The 20,826-nt window shown below is 73.6% G+C and carries 20 protein-coding genes; 14 read left to right on the top strand and 6 right to left on the bottom strand.

Annotated features, from left to right (window positions below; all coding sequences use genetic code 11):
* Positions 1 to 2: 2 nt before the first annotated feature.
* Entirely contained in the window at positions 3 to 182 is a 180-nt protein-coding gene (locus ACFQMF_RS00615; RefSeq protein WP_256407184.1) for a zf-TFIIB domain-containing protein, read from the bottom strand.
* A 181-nt stretch (positions 183 to 363) separates the two neighbouring features.
* On the opposite strand from ACFQMF_RS00615, the gene ACFQMF_RS00610 reads away from it, so the two are divergent.
* The 4 genes from ACFQMF_RS00610 to ACFQMF_RS00595 all read left to right on the top strand — a co-directional run bounded on the left by ACFQMF_RS00610 (position 364) and on the right by ACFQMF_RS00595 (position 5,918).
* Positions 364 to 1,299, top strand: a complete 936-nt coding sequence (locus ACFQMF_RS00610; protein WP_256407183.1) for a cell division protein CdpA domain-containing protein — start codon at positions 364 to 366, stop codon at positions 1,297 to 1,299.
* 412 nt (positions 1,300 to 1,711) lie between these two features.
* On the top strand, positions 1,712 to 2,587 hold the full coding sequence (locus ACFQMF_RS00605) for a CehA/McbA family metallohydrolase (RefSeq protein WP_256407182.1): 876 nt from the start codon (positions 1,712 to 1,714) through the stop codon (positions 2,585 to 2,587).
* Between the two features lie 80 nt (positions 2,588 to 2,667).
* Entirely contained in the window at positions 2,668 to 3,924 is a 1,257-nt protein-coding gene (locus tag ACFQMF_RS00600; protein WP_256407181.1) for a molybdopterin molybdotransferase MoeA, read from the top strand.
* Positions 3,921 to 5,918, top strand: a complete 1,998-nt coding sequence (locus ACFQMF_RS00595) for a molybdopterin biosynthesis protein (protein ID WP_256407180.1) — start codon at positions 3,921 to 3,923, stop codon at positions 5,916 to 5,918. The genes ACFQMF_RS00600 and ACFQMF_RS00595 overlap by 4 nt, the downstream gene beginning before the upstream one ends.
* Here the strand turns inward: ACFQMF_RS00595 and ACFQMF_RS00590 are convergent.
* From ACFQMF_RS00590 to ACFQMF_RS00580, 3 genes are all read right to left on the bottom strand, one after another.
* Positions 5,888 to 6,349, bottom strand: coding sequence for a PaaI family thioesterase (locus ACFQMF_RS00590; protein WP_256407179.1), 462 nt, complete (start codon positions 6,347 to 6,349; stop codon positions 5,888 to 5,890). The two genes, ACFQMF_RS00595 and ACFQMF_RS00590, sit on opposite strands and share 31 nt — an antisense overlap.
* 251 nt (positions 6,350 to 6,600) lie before the next feature.
* Positions 6,601 to 7,548, bottom strand: a complete 948-nt coding sequence (locus ACFQMF_RS00585; RefSeq protein WP_256407178.1) for a DUF8155 domain-containing protein — start codon at positions 7,546 to 7,548, stop codon at positions 6,601 to 6,603.
* 87 nt (positions 7,549 to 7,635) lie between these two features.
* Complete coding sequence (locus tag ACFQMF_RS00580; RefSeq protein WP_256407177.1) at positions 7,636 to 9,309, bottom strand: sensor histidine kinase; 1,674 nt, start codon at positions 9,307 to 9,309, stop codon at positions 7,636 to 7,638.
* Between the two features lie 135 nt (positions 9,310 to 9,444).
* Between ACFQMF_RS00580 and ACFQMF_RS00575 the strand changes: the two genes are divergently transcribed.
* The 9 genes from ACFQMF_RS00575 (at position 9,445) to ACFQMF_RS00535 (ending at position 17,607) form a co-directional block, all read left to right on the top strand.
* Complete coding sequence (locus ACFQMF_RS00575) at positions 9,445 to 10,215, top strand: lipoate--protein ligase family protein (protein ID WP_256407176.1); 771 nt, start codon at positions 9,445 to 9,447, stop codon at positions 10,213 to 10,215.
* Between the two features lie 104 nt (positions 10,216 to 10,319).
* Positions 10,320 to 10,718 (top strand): 30S ribosomal protein S6e, encoded by a 399-nt coding sequence (locus ACFQMF_RS00570; RefSeq protein ID WP_256407175.1) that lies wholly within the window; start codon positions 10,320 to 10,322, stop codon positions 10,716 to 10,718.
* A gap of 12 nt (positions 10,719 to 10,730) precedes the next feature.
* The gene (locus ACFQMF_RS00565; RefSeq protein WP_256407174.1) at positions 10,731 to 11,198 is read left to right on the top strand and encodes a DUF7112 family protein; all 468 of its coding nucleotides are present in this window, start codon (positions 10,731 to 10,733) and stop codon (positions 11,196 to 11,198) included.
* Between the two features lie 91 nt (positions 11,199 to 11,289).
* Entirely contained in the window at positions 11,290 to 12,375 is a 1,086-nt protein-coding gene (ahbB, locus tag ACFQMF_RS00560; protein ID WP_256407173.1) for a siroheme decarboxylase subunit beta, read from the top strand.
* Between the two features lie 31 nt (positions 12,376 to 12,406).
* Positions 12,407 to 13,102, top strand: a complete 696-nt coding sequence (locus ACFQMF_RS00555; RefSeq protein WP_256407804.1) for a precorrin-2 dehydrogenase/sirohydrochlorin ferrochelatase family protein — start codon at positions 12,407 to 12,409, stop codon at positions 13,100 to 13,102.
* Entirely contained in the window at positions 13,099 to 14,439 is a 1,341-nt protein-coding gene (gene hemA, locus ACFQMF_RS00550; RefSeq protein WP_256407172.1) for a glutamyl-tRNA reductase, read from the top strand. The genes ACFQMF_RS00555 and hemA overlap by 4 nt, the downstream gene beginning before the upstream one ends.
* A gap of 61 nt (positions 14,440 to 14,500) precedes the next feature.
* The gene (locus ACFQMF_RS00545; RefSeq protein WP_256407171.1) at positions 14,501 to 15,277 is read left to right on the top strand and encodes a Nif3-like dinuclear metal center hexameric protein; all 777 of its coding nucleotides are present in this window, start codon (positions 14,501 to 14,503) and stop codon (positions 15,275 to 15,277) included.
* 94 nt (positions 15,278 to 15,371) lie between these two features.
* Complete coding sequence (gene tgtA, locus ACFQMF_RS00540; RefSeq protein ID WP_256407170.1) at positions 15,372 to 16,880, top strand: tRNA guanosine(15) transglycosylase TgtA; 1,509 nt, start codon at positions 15,372 to 15,374, stop codon at positions 16,878 to 16,880.
* 163 nt (positions 16,881 to 17,043) lie between these two features.
* The gene (locus ACFQMF_RS00535) at positions 17,044 to 17,607 is read left to right on the top strand and encodes a hypothetical protein (RefSeq protein ID WP_256407169.1); all 564 of its coding nucleotides are present in this window, start codon (positions 17,044 to 17,046) and stop codon (positions 17,605 to 17,607) included.
* A 236-nt stretch (positions 17,608 to 17,843) separates the two neighbouring features.
* On the opposite strand, the gene ACFQMF_RS00530 is transcribed toward ACFQMF_RS00535, so the two are convergent.
* Positions 17,844 to 18,170 (bottom strand): DUF8153 family protein, encoded by a 327-nt coding sequence (locus ACFQMF_RS00530; protein WP_256407168.1) that lies wholly within the window; start codon positions 18,168 to 18,170, stop codon positions 17,844 to 17,846.
* A gap of 166 nt (positions 18,171 to 18,336) precedes the next feature.
* Entirely contained in the window at positions 18,337 to 18,783 is a 447-nt protein-coding gene (locus ACFQMF_RS00525) for a pyridoxamine 5'-phosphate oxidase family protein (RefSeq protein ID WP_256407167.1), read from the bottom strand.
* A gap of 103 nt (positions 18,784 to 18,886) precedes the next feature.
* Between ACFQMF_RS00525 and arcS the strand changes: the two genes are divergently transcribed.
* The gene (gene arcS / locus ACFQMF_RS00520; RefSeq protein ID WP_256407166.1) at positions 18,887 to 20,722 is read left to right on the top strand and encodes an archaeosine synthase subunit alpha; all 1,836 of its coding nucleotides are present in this window, start codon (positions 18,887 to 18,889) and stop codon (positions 20,720 to 20,722) included.
* Positions 20,723 to 20,826 lie beyond the last annotated feature (104 nt).

Below are 20,826 nucleotides of genomic sequence, written 5' to 3'. Positions count from 1 at the left end.
GGTCAGTCGCGTTCCTCTTGGAAGCGCGCGAAGGCGTCCTCCCAGCTCTCGACGAGCCGCGGCTCGCCCGAGTGGTCGGCCTCGACGCCGGCGTAGCCGCAGTCGTCGCAGGCGACCGCCGTCGCCCCGCCGAGCGCGAACGTCGACAGGGTCGTTCCGCAGCGAGGGCAGTTGAGTGACACGGGCTATCGGTTGAGTCGTGGACCCGTGCCCTCAAAAGCGCACGGGGTGACGGGGTCGAAACGGGGGGGTCGAAACGGGGAGTCGGGGTCCCCCGATCGAGTGCGCGGCCCCCCGGCGCCGGCGCTCGCGCAGCCGGCACCGCGGGGTAACAATCATTAGAGTCGGCGGCGACCGTCCGGTATGAGCGAGTCGAACACGGAGAACCGCCTCTTGGGGTACTACCGGCGCTACGTCGGCGACCCCGACCGGACGATCGACGTGTACGCGGGCTTCGGGCTCTTCTTCGCCGGGATTGGGCTCGGACTGATCGGCGTCGCCGTCTTCTTTTACAGCGCGACGCTCCCGCCGGAGGCGCTGTCGACGTACGCCGTCCGGGAGGTCGCCGCCGTCGCCGCCGCGGTCGGACTGCCGGTCCTCCTGCTCGGCGTCGTCGTGCTGCTCCCCGTGGACCGGCGGATGCTGTACCTCGCCGGCGTCGGGGCCGCGATCACCCTCGTCGCCGTCGGGCTGTTCACGTGGGCGTACCCGTACAACTGGAACGTCCCCACCGCGACCGACTACAGCGCGCAGGTGGTCGCGGTGTACACCCTCGGGCTCGTCGCCGTCATCGCCGCGACCGGCGGCGCCCTGGTCGCCCACCGCGTCGAGCGCGCGACGAGCGCGGCCGCGGGCGCCGCCGGCGGACGCGCGGCGGACGCCGCGGGAGGCACCGGCGGCGACGCCGGCGCGGGCGACGACGGCGAAACGGTCACCGAGGCCGACGTGCGGGCCGACATCGAGCGCGAGCTGGAGGACGCGGAGCTGACGTGGGGCGGCGTCGAGCGCAGCGAGACGCGCCGGCTGGAGCTGGACACGAGCGCGGTCGACGACGTCGACGTCGACCGCGAGAAGCTCGCCGGCTCGGCCACCGAGACCCGGACGACTTCCGGCACTGTCAACGACGCGGTCTCGGAGCTGAAGGGGCTCCAGGGCGGCGAGAAGAAGACCGCGAGCGGCGAGGGGACCGACGACCAGGCCGCGAAGCTCCGGGAGCTCCGGGAGCAGCAGCGGCGAGAGGCCGAGGCCGACGACGAGGACGAGTCGGTCGTCGAGAAGATCAAGGGGCTGTTCGGCTGAACGGATCGGCTATCCGTCGTTGCGGTCGATGGCTCCGTGAACACCGCCAAAGCCCCAGCCGCTCGGCTGTACGCCATCAACGGCTCTGCGACGAACACCTCCAAAGCCCCGGCCGCGAGGACTCGGTGCGCTCGCTGCGGTCCTCGTCACTCGTTTCACTCGTTCCTGCGGTCCTTACGTCGCGCGCCGTCATCCTCGCGGCCGCCCCTTTGAGTCCCACCCGACCGCACCGCACAGCGCCTCACGCCTCCCCAGCCTCGTCGGACCGGCGCAGCGGCGCCGGTCCGACTCCCTCGCGGTCACCTCGCGGCCGCCGGTGGCGGCCGCTCGGAGGCGCGCCACCGCGCTCTGTTTTAAATACTCGTCAGACGCCTCTCGCGCATTTAAGTATCTCCCGTCGCCTACTCGGGGTGTGTCCAGCGTCACCGTCAGCATCGACCCCCACGTCCACTCGGACGAGAGCTACGACGGCCACGAGCCCGTGGAGCTCATCTTGGAACACGCCGCGGAGATCGGCCTCGACGCGGTCGTGATCACCGACCACGACGTGATCGGCGAGTCGAAGCGGGCGGCCGAGCTGGCCCCGGAGTACGGGCTGATCGGGATCCCCGGGGTCGAGGTGTCGACCGCGCACGGCCACCTGCTGGCGGTCGGCGTCGAGCGCATGCCCCCGCGCCGGCGCCCCTACGACGAGACGATCGCGTGGATCCACGAGCGCGGCGGGGTCGCGATCGTCCCGCACCCCTTCCAGCGCTCGCGGCACGGCGTCCGCCAGCGGAACATCCCGGTTCCGGAGGTCGACGAGGAGGGGGTTCCGGTCGCCGACGGCGACGCGGTCGGTCACATCGACGAGGTCGACGCCGTCGAGGTGTTCAACGCCTGGCTGTTCACCGGCTACCGGAACCGCCGCGCGCGGCGCTTCGCCGCGAAGTACGACTACCCGGGCGTGGCCGCCAGCGACGCGCACCACCTGGAGTACGTGGGGCGGGCGTTCACCGACGTGGAGATCGAGGGCCGGGAGTCGGTCGCCGACGTCACCGCCGCCGACGTCCTCGACGCGATCCGGGCGGGGACGACCACGGTCGACGGGCGCCGCGCGCCGATCCGGATGGCCGCGAAGCACTACGTCGCCGCGGCGGGGCGAAAGTCCGGCTACTACGCCCGGACCGGCGCGGTCCGGAGCGCGACCGCGGCTCGACGGGGGGTCGCGGAGACGCTCTCGACCGCGCGCGTCGCGGCGATCCAGGGGACCCACCGCGCGGCGCGTGTCCTCTCGTGGATCACCTGAGGCGGCCGCGCCCCGGTCGCCGGTCGATCCCGATCCCCCGGAGAGCGGGGTTTTTGCACGCGGGCCCGAAACGGACGCCCATGAGCCACGACAGACGCGAGGCCGGCTTCAAGCGGCGGACCCGCGTCGCCGACGCGCTGGCGACGCTGCTCGACGCCGCCGAGCCCCACGGCCGGACCGAGTCGGTCCCGGTCGCCGGCGCCGACGGTCGGGTCGTCGCCGAGCCGATCGACGCGCCGGCGCCGGTCCCGAGCTACGACCGGGCGGCGATGGACGGGTACGCGGTCCGCGCCGAGGACACCTTCGGCGCCTCCGACCGCTCGCCGGCGGTCCTCCGCGCGGCCGGCACCGAGGCGGAGTCGATCGCGCCCGGCGAGGCCGCGCGGGTCCACACGGGGAGCGCGGTCCCGGAGGGCGCCGACGCCGTCGTGATGATCGAACAGGTGGAGGAAGTCGGGGACGAGGTGGAGGCGTTCGACGCCGTCGCGACCGGCGAGAACGTCGGTGAGGCCGGCGAGGACGTCGCCGACGGCCAGCGCCTCTTCGACGCGGGCCACGTCCTGCGCCCGTCCGACCTCGGCCTCCTGAAGTCGGTCGGGCTCGACGCGGTCCCGGTCTACGAGCCGCCGACCGTCGCCGTGATCCCGACCGGCGAGGAGCTGGTCCAGTCCGACCCCGACCCCGGCGAGGTGATCGAGACGAACGGCCTGACCGTCTCGCGGCTGGTCGAGCGGTGGGGCGGCGAGGCGCGATACCGCGACGTCGTCACCGACGACGAGGACGCGCTCGCGGCGGCGGTGGAGGCCGACCTCGACGCCGACGTGGTCGTCACCACCGGCGGGTCGTCGGTGGGAGAGCGCGACCTGATCCCGGAGGTCGTCGACGGGCTCGGCGAGGTGCTCGTCCACGGCGTCGCCCTGAAGCCGGGCCACCCGGTCTGTCTCGGCGTCGCCGACGGCACGCCGGTCGTCTCGCTCCCCGGCTACCCGGTCGCCTGCATCGTCAACGCCGCGCAGTTCCTCCGGCCGCTCCAGAAGGAGGTGGGCGGGACGACCGCCGACCCCTTCCCGACGCGGCGCGCGGTCCTCGATCGAAAGGTACCGAGCGAACCCGGGACGCGGACCTTCGCGCGGGTATCGCTGTCGGAGCAAGAGAGCGACGGCGAGAAGGACGGCGACGACGCCGACCTCCCCGCCGCGACCCCGACCCGCGCGAGCGGCTCCGGCATCCTGTCGAGCGTCGCGCTCGCGGACGGCTGGGTCGTCGTGCCCGAGCCGCGGGAGGGGCTCGACGCGGGCGACGCCGTCGACGTGGAGCTCTGGGAGGTGACGCCGTGAGCGACCGCAAGGAGTTCCGGGACCTCGCGACGCCGGAGGCGGCCCGCGAGGCGATCGACTCGCTCGACCTCGCGCCGGAGCCGGAGACGGTCCCGCTGGCGGAGGCCCGCGGGCGCGTCCTCGCGGAGCGGGTCGACGCCGCGATCGACGTGCCCGGCTTCGACCGGGCGTCGATGGACGGGTACGCGGTCCGCGCCCGAGACACCTTCGGCGCCGACGAGGCCGACCCCGCCGAGCTCGACCTCGTGGGGGCGGTCCACGCCGGCGCCGCGCCCGAGGTGACGGTCTCGCCGGGCACCTGCGCCGAGGTCTCCACGGGCGCCGTGATGCCCGAGGGCGCCGACGCCGTGGTGATGGTCGAGCGGACCGACGAGCTGGGCGCGGACGGAGAGGCGGAGACGGGAGCGGGGGAGGGAGCGAAAGGCGACCCCGGCCGGATCGCGGTCCGGACCGCCGTCGCCCCGGGCGACCACGTGATGAGCGCCGGCGCGGACATCGCCGCGGGCGCCCGTGCGCTCGGTCCGGGAACGCGCCTGACGCCGCGCGAGATCGGACTGCTCTCCGCGCTCGGCGTGGACGAGGTCCCGGTCGAGGGGAAACCGCGCGTCGGGATCGTCTCGACCGGCGACGAGCTGGTGCGGCCGGGCGAGGCGCTCGACCCCTCGCGCGGCGAGATCTACGACGTGAACTCGACGACGATCGCGGCCGGGGTCGAGGAGGCGGGCGGCGAGCCGGTCCTCTACCCGCACGCCGGCGACGACTACGCGGAGATGGAACGGCTGCTCCGGCGCGCGGCCGACGAGTGCGACCTCGTCCTCTCCTCGGGGTCGACCTCGGCGAGCGCCGTCGACGTCATCTACCGCGTGATCGAGGAGCGCGGCGAGCTGCTGCTCCACGGCGTCGCGGTCAAGCCCGGCAAGCCGATGCTGGTCGGTCGGCTCGACCGCGGCGGGAGCGACGCGGCGCCCGAGAGCGACCGAGTCGGCGAGTCGGCGTACGTCGGGCTCCCCGGCTACCCCGTCTCCGCGCTCACGATCTTCCGGACGTTCGTCGCGCCCGCGATCCGCGAGGCGGCCGGCCTGCCCGAGCCCGCGACGGCGACGGTCGAGGGGCGGATGGGCGTCGGCGAGCGCTACGGCGAGGGGCGCATGCGGCTGATGCCCGTCGGACTGCTCGACCTGGACGACGGCGACCGCCCGCTCGTCCACCCGGTCGACAAGGGCTCCGGGGCGACGACGAGCCTCGTCGAGGCCGACGGCGTCGTCGCCGTCGACCCGGACACGGAGTACCTCGATCGGGGCGAGACCGTCTCGGTCCGGCTGTTCTCGCCGGACGTGCGCCCGCCGAGCCTGCTCGGCGTCGGGGAGGACGACCCGGCCCTCAACCGCCTGCTCGACCGGTTGGAGAACCCGCGGTACCTGCCGGTCGGCTCCCGCGAGGGGCTCCGGCGACTGCGCGACGGCGTCCCGGACGTCGCGGTCGTCGCGGGGCCGACCGACCGCGAGGTCGAGACGGTCGACCTCGGCGGGTGGACGCGCGAGTGGGGGCTCGTCGTCCCCGCGGGCAACCCGGCCGACGTGACGGGGCTCGGGGACGTCGTTGACCGCGACCTGCGGTTCGTCAACCGCCCGACCGACTCCGGGCTCCGACGGAGCCTCGACGACGCGCTCGACGCGCTCGCCGACGAGCGGTCGACCTCGCGGGGAGAGCTGACGGAGGGGATCGCGGGCTACGACCTGACGGTGCGGGCGTTCGAGAGCCCGGCGCGGAGGGTGATCGCCGGCGCCGCCGACGTCGGGCTCGGGCTACGCGAGACGGCGGCGCGGCTCGACTGCGGCTTCGTGTCGCTCGGCGAGCAGTCGGTGACGGTCCGCGCGGCGCCCGACCGGACCGAGCGCGACGCGGTGACCGCGCTCGCGGCCGCGCTCGACGACCCCGCCGACCTCCTCGACGGCCTCGCGGGCTACTCGCGGAACAGCCGAAACGACCCCTGACCGACGACGACCTCGGCGGTCTCGCCGTCGGCGGCGCCGGTGACGGTCATGTCGCTGACGCCGATCGAGCCGCCGGACCTGACGACCGTCGCCTCGGCGGTGAGGTCGCCCGTCGCCGGACGGAGGTAGTTCGCGTTGAGGTTCACCGTCGCGACGCCGCCCGAGAGCGGGTCCTCGAAGGCAGTGCGCTGGGCGACCCCGCCGGCGGTGTCGATCAGGGTCGCGGCCACGCCGCCGTGGATGGTGCCGCCGTCGCTGTTCGTCAGCTTGTCGTCGAACGGGATCGAGAGGACGACGCGCCCGCGCTCGACGAGGTCGACCGAGGTGTTCAGCCACGAGAGGTAGCCGTGCTCCTCCTCGATCCGCCGCTCGACGAGCGCGACGGCCTCCGCCGACAGGGGCTCCAGCGCCGCGACGTCTGTCCGGTTCATACTCCCCACTCGCGAGGGTCCCGCTTGTAGCCCCCGAAACGGGAGGCAACTGGTCGGCGGTTGGCCACGATGACGTGGGTCGGAGTCGCACCGCGGCGGGACCGTCTGACCGCTTATCACCGATGCCGACCCAGCCGCCCCGTGACCTGACGCGTCGCCCGCGGCGGCCGAGACGGGAGTCCGGCGCACCGCCGCGGAGAGTCGTTAGCGCCGGCTGTTCGCTATCGCCACTCGCTACCGACGGGGAGGCATCATCCCACCCCGAGCCGGATCGGGTCGTCGCTCGGGACCACGTCGAGCGACACCGCCTCGCCGACCGCGAGCTCGCGGTCCGGACAGACGACCTTCGCGCCGTACCCCGCGTCCCGCGCCGCGAACAGCGACAGCCCCACCACGCGCTCGCCGTTCGCGAGCACGTCGACCGGGTCCCACGCGAGCCCGCGGCCCGCCGCGACGCCGACGCGGGTGCCCCACAGCGCCGCCGCCGTCCCCTCGTCGAGCCGGCCGAAACGGTCGGCCCGTCCGACTCTCCCGCCACCGTCGCCGTCGGGGACCGCGCCCCCGCCGAACGCGCCCCCGCCGGCGTAGTGGGCCAGCCCGCCGTCGAGCGGGATCCCCTCGTCGCTCGCGAGCGCCGCGAACGACCCGCCCGGGTCGGGGTGGACCGGCGCGTCGAGGAGCGCGTGCGTCGGCCCGCGCTCGGCCACGACGCCCTCCCCGTCCCAGGCGATCGGCTTGACGTCGACATCGACCTCGACCGGGAGCGACCCGCTCGCCCGGAGCGCGTTCGCGCCGGGCGCCCGGAACCCGAGGTGGACGTGGTCGTCGACCCACCGCCCGAAGAACCCGGAGCGCGTCGTCGGTCCGAGGTCGTCGCCGACGGCGAGGCGGTCGCCGGGAGACACCTCGGGGACCACGTGGAGGACCCGCGCGACGGTTCCGGGTTCGGCGCCGGCCCGCCGGCACCACTCGTCGTCGAGGTCGACGACGATCAGGTGGTCCTCGCTCGCGGCGTACGACCGGTCCGGACAGCCGACGGTCCGCGTCTCGCGGACGATCCCGGAGACGGGCGAGAGCCCCCGATCCGCTTCGGGGTACAGGTCGACGGCGCAGCCGTCGTCGTGTGCCGGGTACGGCGAGTTGAACCGGGAGAACCGCCGGTAGCCGTCGATGGCGTCCGGCGGGAGCGTGACGGGCATCGTCGTTCGCACGGCGGGGCCCGACCGACAAGTGGTCGTCGGCGGCGGCAGTCGGCCGCGGTCGGGGGCGACCCTCCCCGCGGTCGCTCACTCGTCGGCGGGCTCGATGCCGACGATCAGGAAGCGGGCGCCGCCCGACTCGGACTCCTCGACCGAGAGCTCCCAGCCGTGCGCCTCCGCGATGTCGGCGACGATCGCGAGCCCGAGTCCCGTCCCGCCGGCGAGCGAAACGCCCCGCTCCGTCACCTGCGAGCGCTGTTCCGGCGGGACGCCCGGACCGTCGTCGGCGACGGCGAGCGCGACGCCGTCCGCGCGGCGCTCGATGTCGACCCGCACCGCGACGTCGTCGCCGGCGTGTTCGATCGCGTTGCGGAACAGGTTCGAGAGCAGCTGTTCGAGTCGGTCGCCGTCGGCGAGGACCGTCGCGTTCGGGCCCTCGACCGACAGCGTCGCGTCCGCGGTTTCGAGCCGCGACCAGACCCGACGCACGGTCGCGTCGAGGGACACCCGGTCCGCCGAGTCGACGGAGTGTCCGGCGGTCGCCAGCGAGAGGAGCCCCTCGATCAGGTCGTCCATGCGCTCGTGGGCGTCCGCCGCCCGGTCGAGCGCGTCGCCGCCGTCGCCGTGACGCGCCAGCTCGACCGCCGCGGTCGCCGCGGCGAGCGGGTTCCGGAGGTCGTGAGAGACGACGCCGGCGAAGTCCTCCAGTCGCTCGTTCTGCCGCTCCAGCTCCGCCTCGCGGCGCTCCAGCTCCGTCTGCCGACGCTCCCGCTCCGTCACGTCGCGGAGCAGGAACACGTGGCCGCGGTCCGTCTCGCGGGGGTCCGTGATCGGGTCCTCCTGGATGTCGAACTGTCGCCCGTCGATGGCGATCGGGTGTTCGGCGCCGACGTCGAGCCGCGGGAACACCGCCGAGAGCGACGAGCCGACCGCGTCCGGCGGGAGCAGCTCCTCGGCGGCCGGGTTGAGGTCGCGGATCCGACCGTCGGAGCCGGCCACGATCACCGGGTCCTGCATCACCTCGACCGCGGTGTCGCGGGCGACGACCGCGGCGTCGAGCGTCCCGAGCCAGAACACCGTCCCGTAGAGGGAGACGCCGTGGACGACGAGCGCGGGCGGAAACCACGCGAGGTCCGCGTAGCTGCCTAGGTCGACGACGGTGGCGATCCCCCCGAGGAACGGGAACAGCGTCCCCAGCAGGATCACGAGTGTCTGGAGCCGGTAGCGGTTCCCGGTCCGCCGGTACAGGTCCGCGACGACGAGGACGCCGACGACGCAGAGGGCGTACGCGTACAGGACGAACGCGACGTCCGCGAGGCCCAGGTCGAAGGAGAGCAGCGTGAACGGGCCCTCGACGACCGCGCCGAGCGACCGCCGGGAGAGGCCGTGGGTGGCGCTCGACCACGCGAGCAGCACCCAGACGAACGGCGGGGTCGCCAGCGAGACGATCCGGCGTTCCGTCCGCCACTGGTCGTGACCGGCGAACGCGAGCGTGAACGCCGTCCAGACCCCGGGGACCGCGGCGACCAACGGCGTCGCGAGGTTGAGCGCGACGGACATGACCAGTTCGCTCGGACTCGCCACCCTGACGGCGTACAACAGCGATATTCCGCCGCCACACAGCAGGTAGAGCGCCACCTCGGTGCCGCCCGGTTGGTCGCGCTCCCGCCACGCGACGCGGCCGAGCCACAGGCCGACGATCCCGGCAAGCAGGCAGGCCGCGAGGTATGCTCGCACCGGCAGCGCGCCGAGGTCGCTCATCGATACGTGACCCAGTCAGAGGCCCGGCAAAACGTTTGTGTCATACGCCCCGGCGACGCGAGGACGAGGGCGACACCGGGAGCGGGCCTCGCTGCCGGCCGAAATCGGCTTGCCGCCGGCCGTCCTACGAACGGTATGCGCGTGCTCAGAGGGACCGCCGGCGACCCCGACGCGGACCGGGAGCGCACGGCGGCGCTGCTCGCGGGCGCCGCCGCGGGGACGCCCGGACTCCGCGTGTGGACGCCGATGCGGCAGGTCGCCTTCGGTCGCCGGGACGCCCGCGCGGAGGGGTTCGACCGGGCCGAACGGGTCGCGGCCGATCGCGGGTTCCGAGCGGTCGAGCGCGACGTCGGCGGCCGGGCCGTCGCGTACGCCGGGGAGACGCTCGCGTTCGCCCACGCGGTCCCCCTGGACGGCGGGACGGCGGCGAGCGATGCGGCCGGAGGCGGGGTGGCGGCGGACGAGGCGGCGGCGGACGACGCGCGCGGATCGATATCCGGGCGGTACGACCGCGCCGTCGAGACGGTCGTCGGCGCGCTTCGGGGGCTCGGCGCCGATGTCGTCGCCGGCGAGCCGCCGGCCGCGTTCTGTCCGGGCGATCACTCCGTGCGCGTCGCCGGCGGCGGGAAGGTGTCGGGGATCGCGCAGCGCGTCCGCGCCGACGCGGCGCTGGTCGCCGGCTGCGTCGTCGTCGCGCCGGGGGACGCGAGCGAGATCGCCGCGGTCAGCGACGCCGTCTACGACGCGCTCGGCGTGCCGTTCGATCCGGAAACGGTCGGGAGCGTCGCGGCGGCCGGCGGGCCGGACGACCCGGAACGCGTCGCACGGGCGCTGGAAGACGCGTTCGTCGGGGGACCGTGGGGCGACGGGTCGCGGCGCGTCGAGCGGATCGGCGCCGGGCGGTGAGTCCGTCTCCGCGCCGAGTCCGCGCGTCGAGCGGCCTCGGAGGGCGATCGGGGCCGAATCGCGGTTTCGACGTGCTTTTTATTCGCGGGGGTCTCGGTTCGCCCATGGCCGAATTCAAAGTCGTCATCGCCGACCCCGAGAGCGGCGAGACGTTCCAGCGAGAGGTCGACGGACAGGACGCCAACCGGTTCCTCGGTCGCGAGATCGGCGACGAGATCGGCGGCGACGCCGTCGGGCTCTCCGGGCACACGATCGAGATCACCGGCGGCTCCGACGAGACCGGGCGCCCGATGCGCGAGGACGTCTCGGGCACGCGCCTGAAGGAGCTCCTGTTAGAGGGCGGCGTCGGCTTCGAGCCGTCCCGCGAGGGCGAGCGCAAGCGCATCACCGTCCGCGGCCGCGAGGTCGACGACGACGTCGCGCAGATCAACGTCTCGGTGATCGAGGGCGACGACGTCGCCGCCGCGCTCGGCGAGGACGACGGCGACGCCGACGAGGAGTAACGCTCGTTCTCGATGCCCCGCGTTCCCTCCGACGACGAGGGCGTCGCTTCGGTCCGCGTCTCGCTCGCTCGGAGCGGCGGTACTCGCCGCCCCTGCGTGCGAATTCCGGACGACGACGAGCTCTCCGGGCGCGTCGAGTCCGGGAGCTGCGAGTCGCTGGAGGTGGCCGCCGGCGACGTGGTCCGGGTCGTGATCGACCGCGAGGAGCGGCACGCGCCGGTGACCGCCGACAGCGCCGGACGGCTGATCCGGGGCGCGTTCGACAACCGGCGGCTCGCGCGGGAGACCGGCGAGGGGGAGAACCGCCTGGTCGCGTGGCTCGACGCGAACGGCCGCGAGCCGGGCGATAGCGTCGTCCTCGACGTCGTCGTGCCGGGGGAGCTGTACGGGCTTCGGATCCCCGGCGAGCGCGTCGTGTACGAGGCGACGCGCGGCCCGCCGTCGTCGCTGTCGGACATCGCGCGCGACCTCGACGGCTGAGACCGGCGCGGGGAGACGGGGTCTCGCCCGCCTCCCGCGTCCGCGGGCCCGGGTCGGATCGCTTATTCTCGCTCGGACCCGACCCCGAGGCATGAGAGAGGTCGACGCGGATCTGACGGCGCTCGACCGCGGGATCATCAACGCCTTCCAGGGCGGGTTCCCGGTGACCGAGCGGCCCTTCAAGCCGGCCGCGGCGGCGCTGCGCGAGCGCGGCGTCGACGTGACCGGGCCGGAGCTGTGCGAGCGCGTCCGCGAGCTCGACGCGGAGGGAATCTTATCGCGGTTCGGCGCGCTCGTCAACGCCGAGGAGATCGGCGGGGCGGCGTCGCTCGTCGCGATGCACGCGCCCGGGGACCGCTACGACGAGATCGCGGAGACGGTCAACGAGTTCACCGCGGTCGCGCACAACTACGAGCGCGAGCACCCGCACCTCAACATGTGGTTCGTGGTCAGCGTCGCCGACCACCCGGACCCGGACAAGGACGGGAGCGACCGCGTCGAGGAGGTGCTCGCCGACATCGAGGCCGCGACGGGCCAGGAGACGTACAACCTCCCGAAGCTCCGGGAGTTCCACGTCGGCGCGACGTTCCTCGTCGACGGCCCGGTCTCCGACGGCGACGTCGACCTGTCCGACCTCGGGCCCGCCGTGGAACCCAGCGACCGCGGGACGCTCACCCCCGACGAGCGCGACCTCGTCGTCGAGATTCAGGGCGGCCTCCCGATCACGGAGACGCCCTACGCCGACGTCGCGGCCGCGATCGACGCCGACGTCGACTGGGTGCTCGAAACGGTGAAGCGCTTCGAGCGGGAGGGGAAGGTGCGCCGCGTCGGCGTCATCCCGAACCACTACGCGCTCGGGTACACGGAGAACGGGATGACCGTCTGGGACGTGCCGGAGGACGCCCTCGACGAGGTCGGACCGGCCGTCGCCGCGCTCGACTTCGTCACCCACTGCTACGAGCGCCCCCGACACGCCGGCGTCTGGGAGTACAACTTCTTCGCGATGACGCACGGGCGGACGGAGGCCGAGAGCGAGCGCCGCATCGCGGAGGTGAAGGAGCTGATGGACGAGCACTGGGACGTCGGCGCCGACGACTGGGACACGCTGTTCTCGACCCGGATCCTGAAGAAGACGGGGATCCGCATCGCCGACCGCGCCGACAGCAACACGGCGTGACCGTCCCGATAGCGGTCCCGAGGTGGCGGTCGTGATCCCCCTCTACCACGACTTCGCCGGGGAGTCGGTGCTCGTGTTCGGCGGCGGCGCCGTGGGGGCGCGGAAGGCGGCGCGGTTCGCCGACGAGGCCCGCGTCGTCGTCGCGAGCCCCGCGTTCGACGACCGGCTGGCCGAGCTCGCGAGGGAGGGCGGCCGGAGCGGGGCGGAGGGCCCGACCGTCGAGCTGGTCCGCGCCGCGCCGGACCCCGAGGCGGTCGGAGAGTGGATCGATCGCCTCGGACCGGCCCTCGTGGTCGCCGCCACCGACGACGCCGCCGTCAACGCCGCGGCCGAGGCCGCCGCGCTCGACGCCGGCCTGCTCGTCAACCGGACGGACGCGTCGGCCGCGGACCGGTCGGGCTCGCGCGACGTCGGGAGCGTCGTCGTGCCCGCCACGGTGGAAGACGACCCGGTGCGGGTCGCGCTCTCGACGGGGGGTGCGAGCCCGGCGCTCGCGAAGGCGCTCAGGGAGCGCGTCGAGGCCGAGATCGACGGGGCGGGGGCGATGGCGGAGCTCTCGGGCGAGCTCCGCGCGGAGCTCAGAGAGCGGGGGATCGACCCCCAGACGCGGCGGGAGGCGATCCGTCGCGTCGTGCGATCCGAGGGGGTTTGGAAGGGTTTACAAAAGGGGAGATCCAACGGTCGCCAAGAGGCGTATTCCGTGATCGAGGAGGTACTCAAGGGATGAAGGAGACGGGAGCCATCGCCGGCGCGAGCGTCGCCCACTCCCGCGCGACGGTCGACGAGATCGAGTCGGCCGGCGGCGACGGCGTCCGCGCGACCGTCTCGGACCTGCTCGCGCGCGACGGCGTCGAGGAGGCGTTCGCCCTCCAGACGTGCAACCGCTCGGAGGCGTTCGTCGTCACCGACCGGACCGTCGACGGGACCGACGCGCTGGCGTCGTTCGCCCCCGAGGTCCGCGGCGGCGCGGTCCGCCGCCTCGACCACGAGGAGAGCCTGGAGCACCTGATGCGCGTCGCCTCCGGGCTTGAGTCGCTCGTGCTCGGCGAGGACCAGATCATCGGCCAGCTGCGGGAGGCGTACGAGGAGTCGAAGTCCGCGGGCGGCATCGGCCCCGTCCTCAAGGACGCGGTGACGAAGGCGCTTCACGTCGGGGAGCGCGCGCGCAACGAGACCTCGATCAACGAGGGCGTCGTCTCGCTCGGCTCGGCCGCGGTCCGGCTGGCCGCCACCGAGATCGACCTCACCGGCGGGTCGGCGGTCGTCGTCGGCGCCGGCGAGATGGGGACGCTCGCGGCCCGGACGCTCGACGACACCGCGGTCTCCGAGATCGTCGTCGCGAACCGGACGGTGCCGAACGCGGAGTTCGTCGCGAGCGAGATCGACACGCCCGCCGAGGCCGTGCCCCTCGCCGACCTCCCGGCGATTGTCCCGGACGCCGACCTCGTGATCTCGGCGACGGGGAGCTCGGAGCCGGTGATCGAGCCGCGCCACGTCGCCGACGCGGGGCGGCTCGTCTGCGTCGACATCGCGCAGCCCCGCGACGTCGACCCGGCCGTCGCCGACCGCGAGGGGCTCTCGCTGTACGACATCGACGCGTTGGAGGACGTGACCCGGCGGACCCGAGAGAGCCGCGAGGCGGAGGCGCGCGAGGTCGAGGCGATCATCGACGAGGAGCTCGACCGCATCCTGCGGGCGTACAAGCGCAAGCGCGCCGACGACGCCATCTCCGCGATGTACGCGGGCGCCGACCGCGTCAAGGCCCGAGAGGTCGACCGCGCGCTCTCGAAGCTGGAGTCGCAGGGGGACCTGACCGAGGCGCAGCGCGAGACCGTCGAGGACATGGCGGACGCCCTGGTCGGCCAGCTGCTCGCGGCCCCCACCAGCTCGCTGCGCGACGCCGCCGGCGAGGACGACTGGGAGACGATCCGGACCGCGCTCCGGCTGTTCAACCCCGAGTTCGACGCCCCGCCGGAGACGCCGGGCGGCGAGTCGACGGGCGAGGGGAGCGCCCCCGACCTCGACGGGCCGCCGGAGTCGATCGCCGAGGAGCTCGACGACTGACCGCGGCCGCTCGCCGCCCCGGTCCGCACCGCTTTACCTTCCCCCGAGCGTATCGGCCGGTATGCAGCTCTCAGAGTACGCGGAGCGGCTCGACGACGAGCTCGACACGGCGGCGTACGCCGACGTCGACGCCAGCGCGAACGGGCTCCAGGTGGGACCGGACGACGCCGAAATCGAGCGCGTCGCGTTCGCGGTCGACGCCGCGCTCGCGACCATCGAGGCCGCCGCCGAGGCGGGGGCCGACGCCCTCGTCGTCCACCACGGGATCTCGTGGGGCGGGATCGACCGCGTCACCGGGTCGACCTACGACCGGATCGAGGCGCTGATCGAGCGCGACCTCGCCCTCTACGTCTCGCACCTCCCGCTGGACGGCCATCCCGCCCTCGGCAACGCGGCCGGCGTCGCGGACGAGATCGGACTCGGCGACACGGAGCCGTTCGGCGAGATCGGGCCGGTCACGATCGGGACGATCGGCGAGTTCGACGCGCCGCGGTCGCCCGCGTCGATCCGCGGGACGCTCGACGGGTTCGAGGGGCAGCCGGAGGGGGAGGCGTCGCCGACGCGGGTCCTCGACTTCGGCCCCGACGAGGTCGAGCGCGTCGCGGTCGTCACCGGCTCGGGCGTCGACTGGCTCGACGAGGCGGTCGAGGCCGGCGCCGACGCGCTGATCACGGGCGAGGGGAAACAGCAGGTCTACCACGACGCGCGGGAGGCCGGAATTACGGTGTTCCTCGGTGGCCACTACGCGACCGAGACGTTCGGGGTCCGATCCCTCAGGTCGCTGTCGGCGGAGTGGGGACTGGAGACGGAGTACGTGAGCCACCCGACCGGGCTCTGAGAACGGCGGCCGAGTTCCGAGGGGGCGCCGTTCCCCCGAGCGCCCCGTCGCCCCCGAACGCAACCCTTACCGCCCGCGTCCGTCCACCTCGGGTATGCGCGATCACTTCGAGATTCGGGACCACGACGCCGCCGGGCGGATCGGGCGGCTGGAGGTCCCCCGCGCCGGGGTCACGGTCGAGACGCCGGCGCTGCTGCCGGTCGTCAACCCCAACGTGCTCACGGTCGATCCGTCGCGGCTCCGCGAGGAGTTCGGCGCGGAGATGCTGATCACCAACTCCTACATCATCCGGAGCACGGACCGGATCCGGGACCGGGTGCTGGCGGAGGGGCTCCACGACTTCCTCGGGTTCGACGGCGCGATCATGACCGACTCCGGCTCCTTCCAGCTCGCCGAGTACGGCGACATCGACGTGACCACCGAGGAGATAATCGAGTTCCAGCGGCGGATCGGGAGCGACGTGGCGACGCCCGTCGACGTCCCCACCCCGCCCGACGTCGACCGCGAGCGCGCCGAGCGGGAGCTGGCGACCACGGAGCGGGCGCTCGCCGACGCCGAGGCCGCGGCGACCGGCGAGATGCTCGTCAACGCCCCCGTGCAGGGGTCGACGTTCCCGGACCTCCGGGAGGCGGCGGGCCGGCACGCGACCGAGACCGACCTCGACGTGTTCCCGGTCGGCGCGATGGTCCCGCTCCTGAACTCGTACCGCTACGCCGAGGTCGTCGAGGCGGTGCGCGCCGCGAAGCGCGGGCTCGACCCGGACGCCCCCGTCCACCTGTTCGGCGCGGGCCACCCGATGATGCTCGCGCTGGCGGTCGCCGCCGGCTGCGACCTCTTCGACTCGGCCGCCTACGCGCTGATGGCGCGCGACGGGCGCTACCTGACCGTGTCGGGGACCGAACACCTGGAGGAGATGGCGTACTTCCCCTGCTCGTGTCCGGTCTGCGCCGAGCACACGCCCGCGGAGCTCCGGGAGATGGACGGGGGCGGAGACGCCGACGCCGACGCGTCCGCCGAGCGGCTGCTGGCCGAGCACAACCTCCACGTCACCTTCGAGGAGCTCCGCCGGGTGAAGGCCGCGATCCGGTCGGGGAACCTCCTCGAACTGGTCGACCGCCGGGCCCGCGGCCACCCCGCGATGCTCGACGGCTACCGGGCGCTGCTGGACCACGCCGACGAGCTGGAGCGCACCGACCCGGTCTCGAAGGACGCGTTCTTCTACACCTCCCACGAGTCGGCCCGCCGCCCCGAGATCCGCCGGCACCGCGACCGGCTCGCCCGGCTGGAGGTCCCGGACCGCCTGCTGCTCACGGAGTCGAACGCCCCCTCCACGCACGACTACGACGCGGTGTGGCGCGTGAAGCCGCCGTTCGGCCCCTTCCCGCGGGCGCTCTCGGAGACGTACCCCCTCACCGCGGAGGTCCCGGAGCGGCTCGACGAGGCGGCGCGGGTCGCGGCGGCCGAGGGCGTCGCCGCGCTCGCCTCGGCGAACCCCGAGACCGCGATCACGCTCGGTCACGACGGGTGGCCCGAGGCGGCGCTCGACGCCGTTCCCGACCGCGTCGAGACGGAGGACCTGCGGACGCTCGGGCGGTCGGGGTAACGGGACCCGTCCGACCGCTCGACCGGAGCGTCTCGGTCTCGATCCGATCGGTGCCGGGACGACGCACCGAGCGCCGCGGCTCGTGGAAGGAGTTCGTCCCCACCGTGATTCCGCGGTTGAAACACGGGACAGGAGGTATACGCCGGACGACCGATCACCCAATATGACAGGCGACCTCTCGGAGAGCGGGTCTCCCTCCGAAGACGGACGCAGCGCCTCCTCACGATCGGGCTCTCGCTCGGACCGGGCGTACACGTGGCTCTCGCGGAACGGGCTCTACGTCGAGGCCGGGATCTCCGTCGTGGCGATTGCGATCGGAGCGATCGCGCTCCCGCTTCTGGCCTTCGGGTCGTTAGCGGCGATCGGAGGGGAAACGTCGATACTCACAGGGGGAGCCGCCATCGCCCTCGTCTGTGTCGTCCTACTGATCGGTGTGGCACTCCTCCTGCTCGTTCACGGATATCTGGAAGTGAGTCGCCGTGGCGTCCCGTTTACCGGAGACGGCAGCGCCCGTGCGCTGGCCTACGACGGAATGAGGACGTTAGAGACGGTCGCCGCGGGAGCGTTCGTCGGCGGACTCCTGGCAGTGACCGGATTCGCGTTTTCGACGGGTGAGGTCCCGACGGCGCTCTCCGTCGCGGTGGCGGCGGCCGCCGTCGTGCTACCGGTGACGCTGTTGGTACACGCGGTAGGGCGCTTCGTGTCGTTCGTTCTCGACGCGGGCTGAGCGCCGCCGCGCGGGGCGACCCCCGACGGTTCCCGGTGGCACGAGTCGCTCTGCGCGGGGCTTCCGATCGGCGACGGTGGACAGCCGGTCCGACGGTCGACCGTCGACTCGGGCGTCGTCGTCGAAGTTGCTCCGAAGGCGTACGTCGAACGTGATCGAGCATTCCGACACGAGGGGGTTTCCGCCGGATCCGTACGACGCGTGAGCGAGGTCGATCCCCTCCGCGGTACCGTTGCTCACGACGAGTCGGACACAGCGATGCCCGCCGCCATGCCGAGCAGTAGCAACCCGAATCCGGCGGCAGCGGCCGGCGGGGACGTCCGGATCAGCGCTCCCCCGGTGAACGCGCCGGCGCCGCCGACTGCGGCTCCGGCCCTCGGTGAGAGCTCGCCGTTCGATCGCGTCCATCGCCGGCGATGCGCGATAATCAGCGACGTCGCGGCCGCGAAGAGCGGCAGCAGTGAGGCCGTGACAAGCCAGTCTCCCGCAGCCCACTCCCCGACGGGAATCGTAACGGCCAGTCCGACGGCTATCGAGACGGCGTATCGGAGGGCGAGACGCATACCGCCCTCTGCAACCGCTGAGAGTAAGACGGCTTTGATACCAACGCTGTTTCGCGTCGATCGTCGACCGGTCCGAAGCGGATGTCCGAGCTCTGCGTTCGGCGGTTTCCCTCCGTCGCGTTCCGTGACCGTCGACGGAGACCGGAAGCGGGCCGGCCGCGCGACGCTATCCGTCTCCCGACCCCATCCGCTCCGAGTAGTCCCACGTGTGGAGTCGCTCCGGCTCGATCCGGATCCGGACCTCCTCGCGCTCCGGGCGGAGGAGTCGCTCCCCGGTCGGGTTGTCGACGCCGCCGAGGTACCGCTCCAGCAGGGCGCGGAGCAGCTCCTTGTCCGCGTCCGGCGACACGGTCGCGCGGCCGCGCCCCCGGACCCCCCTGTACGGCGGGTCGTTCGTCGACACCTCGAAGGAGACGTGGTCGTCGTGCGCGAGGAAGGAGACGAGGTCGGCGTCGGCGCTCGTCGCGCAGTGGACGGCGCCGTCCCACGAGAACCACAGCGAGACGATCCACGGGTCGTCCGCGGGCGTGCGGCAGCCGAGCCGGACCGGCACGCGCGCCTCTTCGAGGAACTCGTCGACGCGGTCGCGGTCCCACGGGCCGGACGGGTCCATGCGATCCCTTCGGTCGGGGCGGGCCTAACGGTTGCGGCGACCCCGTTTCGACGGCCGCGGCGCGGAACACAAGAGAATTGACCGTCCCCGCGCGAGGGGGAGTATGACCGACCACTTCGAGGTCCACGAGCGCGACGGCGCCGCCCGACTCGGGGAGCTGCGGCTCGCCGAGCCGGTGACGACGCCGGCGCTCGCGGACCCGTTCCTGGAGGACGCCGGGAGCCTCTGGGCCGGCGACCGCGGGGTGCCGGACGGCGACGACGCCTCGCTCACGGTCCTGCCGCACCGCTCGTTCCCCGCGGGGACCCGCGAGGAGGTCCGCGAGTCGTTCGCGGTCGACCACCCGGACGTCGACTACCCCGCCGCGGCCGTCGTCGACAGCGAGGGCGCCCGCGACGTCGGCGCCGACGCGTACCTGCTCTCGGACGCGTCCGGGTTCGTCGGCCACGGCGAGGCGTTCCGCGACGCGGTCGTCTCGGCGAAGGCGTCGCTGCCGGCCGACACCGCGCTGTTCCTCTCCGGCGTCGCCACGCCGCTGAACGTCGCCGTCCTCGCGTACGCGGGCGTCGACCTCGTCGACGCGACCCTCGCGCGGACGAAGGGGACGCAGGGACGATATCTCACCGCCGACGCCGAGCACTTCCTGGCGGACCTCGACGAGCTGCCGTGCGCCTGTCCCGCCTGCGCGGGGCCTCGCGACGAGTTCACGCGCGCCGACTGCGCCGAGCACAACGTCAACGCGCTCCGCGCCGAGCTCCGACGCGTGCGCGAGCGGATCCGGGCGGGGCGCCTGCGCGACTACGTCGAGGGACAGGCCCGCCACGAGGGGTGGCTCACGGCCGCGTTCCGGGAGTTCGACGACCAGTGGGGGTACCTGGAGGAGCGGACGCCCCTCATACGCGACGCCGAGGTGACCGCGGCGAGCGCGGAGACGCTGGACCGCGTCGAGATCCGGCGGTTCGCCGACCGCGTGACGAGCCGGTACCGGAACCGCTTCGCCGACCAGCCGCTCGTGTTGGTGCCCTGTTCCGCGACGAAGCCGTACAGCGACTCGCAGAGCCACGGCCAGTTCCACGACGCGATCCAGTGGCGCGGCCACACCGTCTCGATGACCTCGCCGATCGGCGTGGTGCCGCAGGAACTGGAGACGACCTATCCCGCCCAGCACTACGACGCGGTCGTCACCGGCGACTGGAGCGAGGACGAGATCGGGTTCGTCGCCGAGGTGCTCCGGCGGTACCTGCGGCGGAACGACTACTCGCGAGTGATCGCGCACGTCCCCGAGGACGGCTACCGCGAGATCTGCGAGCGCGTCGAGCGCGACCCCGCGATCGACGTCCCGTTCGAGTACACCTGCGTCGGCCACCCGACGAGCGACGAGTCGCTCGGGGAGCTGAACGCCGCCTTACAGGGCGAGCCCGCCTACAGCAAGCGCGAGCGCGAGCACAACACGGTCCGGGCGATCGCCGACTACCTCCTCGGCGACGGCGCCGGCGACGACCTGTTCGGCGGCCTCGCCGGCGGCGACGGCGAGTCCGGGAGCTACGGGGGCGACTCGGCCGTCCGCACCACCGGGCGCTACCCCAAGCTGCAGGTGTGGGGCGACGACCCGGACGCCGGGCGCGAGGGCGAGCCGGGCGAGCAGCTCGCGACGATGGTGCCGCAGTACGGCACCCTCTCGTTCACCCTCGCCGGCGCGCGCCGGTGGGTCGAGAGCGACGCCCCCACGAAGCGCGTCGAGATCGATCCGTTCGTCCCGCACGGCTCCGTGCTCGCCCCCGGCGTCGTGGACGCGGACGACGAGATCCGGGTCGGCGACGAGGTCGTCATCGAGGGGCCGGAGGCGTTCGCGGTCGGCCGCGCCGAGATGTCCGGGCCGGAGATGGTCGAGTCGACCCGCGGCGTCGCGAGCGAGGTCCGACACGTGGACGAGAAGTAGGGACGAGACACGACTGGACGGATATTTATAAGTTACTGCGGTGGCGCGCGCCTGTGAGCGCCCGAAGGGCGCGAACAGCGCGTGCGAGGGAGTCGCTGGCGGCA

The sequence above is a fragment of the Halorubrum rutilum genome (assembly GCF_042665015.1).
Lineage (GTDB): Archaea > Halobacteriota > Halobacteria > Halobacteriales > Haloferacaceae > Halorubrum > Halorubrum rutilum.
Note: the sequence above shows the minus strand (reverse complement) of the source record. Positions and strands in the feature narration are given on the sequence as shown.

What these genes read in the sequence shown, in the direction of transcription:
- ACFQMF_RS00610 (WP_256407183.1), top strand. Translation starts at nt 364, where the DNA reads ATGAGCGAGTCGAACACGGAGAACCGCCTCTTGGGGTACTACCGGCGC.
- ACFQMF_RS00600 (WP_256407181.1), top strand. Translation starts at nt 2,668, where the DNA reads ATGAGCCACGACAGACGCGAGGCCGGCTTCAAGCGGCGGACCCGCGTC.
- ACFQMF_RS00590 (WP_256407179.1), bottom strand. Translation starts at nt 6,349, where the DNA reads ATGAACCGGACAGACGTCGCGGCGCTGGAGCCCCTGTCGGCGGAGGCC.
- ACFQMF_RS00585 (WP_256407178.1), bottom strand. Translation starts at nt 7,548, where the DNA reads ATGCCCGTCACGCTCCCGCCGGACGCCATCGACGGCTACCGGCGGTTC.
- ACFQMF_RS00580 (WP_256407177.1), bottom strand. Translation starts at nt 9,309, where the DNA reads ATGAGCGACCTCGGCGCGCTGCCGGTGCGAGCATACCTCGCGGCCTGC.
- ACFQMF_RS00575 (WP_256407176.1), top strand. Translation starts at nt 9,445, where the DNA reads ATGCGCGTGCTCAGAGGGACCGCCGGCGACCCCGACGCGGACCGGGAG.
- ACFQMF_RS00570 (WP_256407175.1), top strand. Translation starts at nt 10,320, where the DNA reads ATGGCCGAATTCAAAGTCGTCATCGCCGACCCCGAGAGCGGCGAGACG.
- ACFQMF_RS00565 (WP_256407174.1), top strand. Translation starts at nt 10,731, where the DNA reads ATGCCCCGCGTTCCCTCCGACGACGAGGGCGTCGCTTCGGTCCGCGTC.
- ahbB (WP_256407173.1), top strand. Translation starts at nt 11,290, where the DNA reads ATGAGAGAGGTCGACGCGGATCTGACGGCGCTCGACCGCGGGATCATC.
- hemA (WP_256407172.1), top strand. Translation starts at nt 13,099, where the DNA reads ATGAAGGAGACGGGAGCCATCGCCGGCGCGAGCGTCGCCCACTCCCGC.
- ACFQMF_RS00545 (WP_256407171.1), top strand. Translation starts at nt 14,501, where the DNA reads ATGCAGCTCTCAGAGTACGCGGAGCGGCTCGACGACGAGCTCGACACG.
- tgtA (WP_256407170.1), top strand. Translation starts at nt 15,372, where the DNA reads ATGCGCGATCACTTCGAGATTCGGGACCACGACGCCGCCGGGCGGATC.
- ACFQMF_RS00535 (WP_256407169.1), top strand. Translation starts at nt 17,044, where the DNA reads ATGACAGGCGACCTCTCGGAGAGCGGGTCTCCCTCCGAAGACGGACGC.
- ACFQMF_RS00530 (WP_256407168.1), bottom strand. Translation starts at nt 18,170, where the DNA reads ATGCGTCTCGCCCTCCGATACGCCGTCTCGATAGCCGTCGGACTGGCC.
- ACFQMF_RS00525 (WP_256407167.1), bottom strand. Translation starts at nt 18,783, where the DNA reads ATGGACCCGTCCGGCCCGTGGGACCGCGACCGCGTCGACGAGTTCCTC.
- arcS (WP_256407166.1), top strand. Translation starts at nt 18,887, where the DNA reads ATGACCGACCACTTCGAGGTCCACGAGCGCGACGGCGCCGCCCGACTC.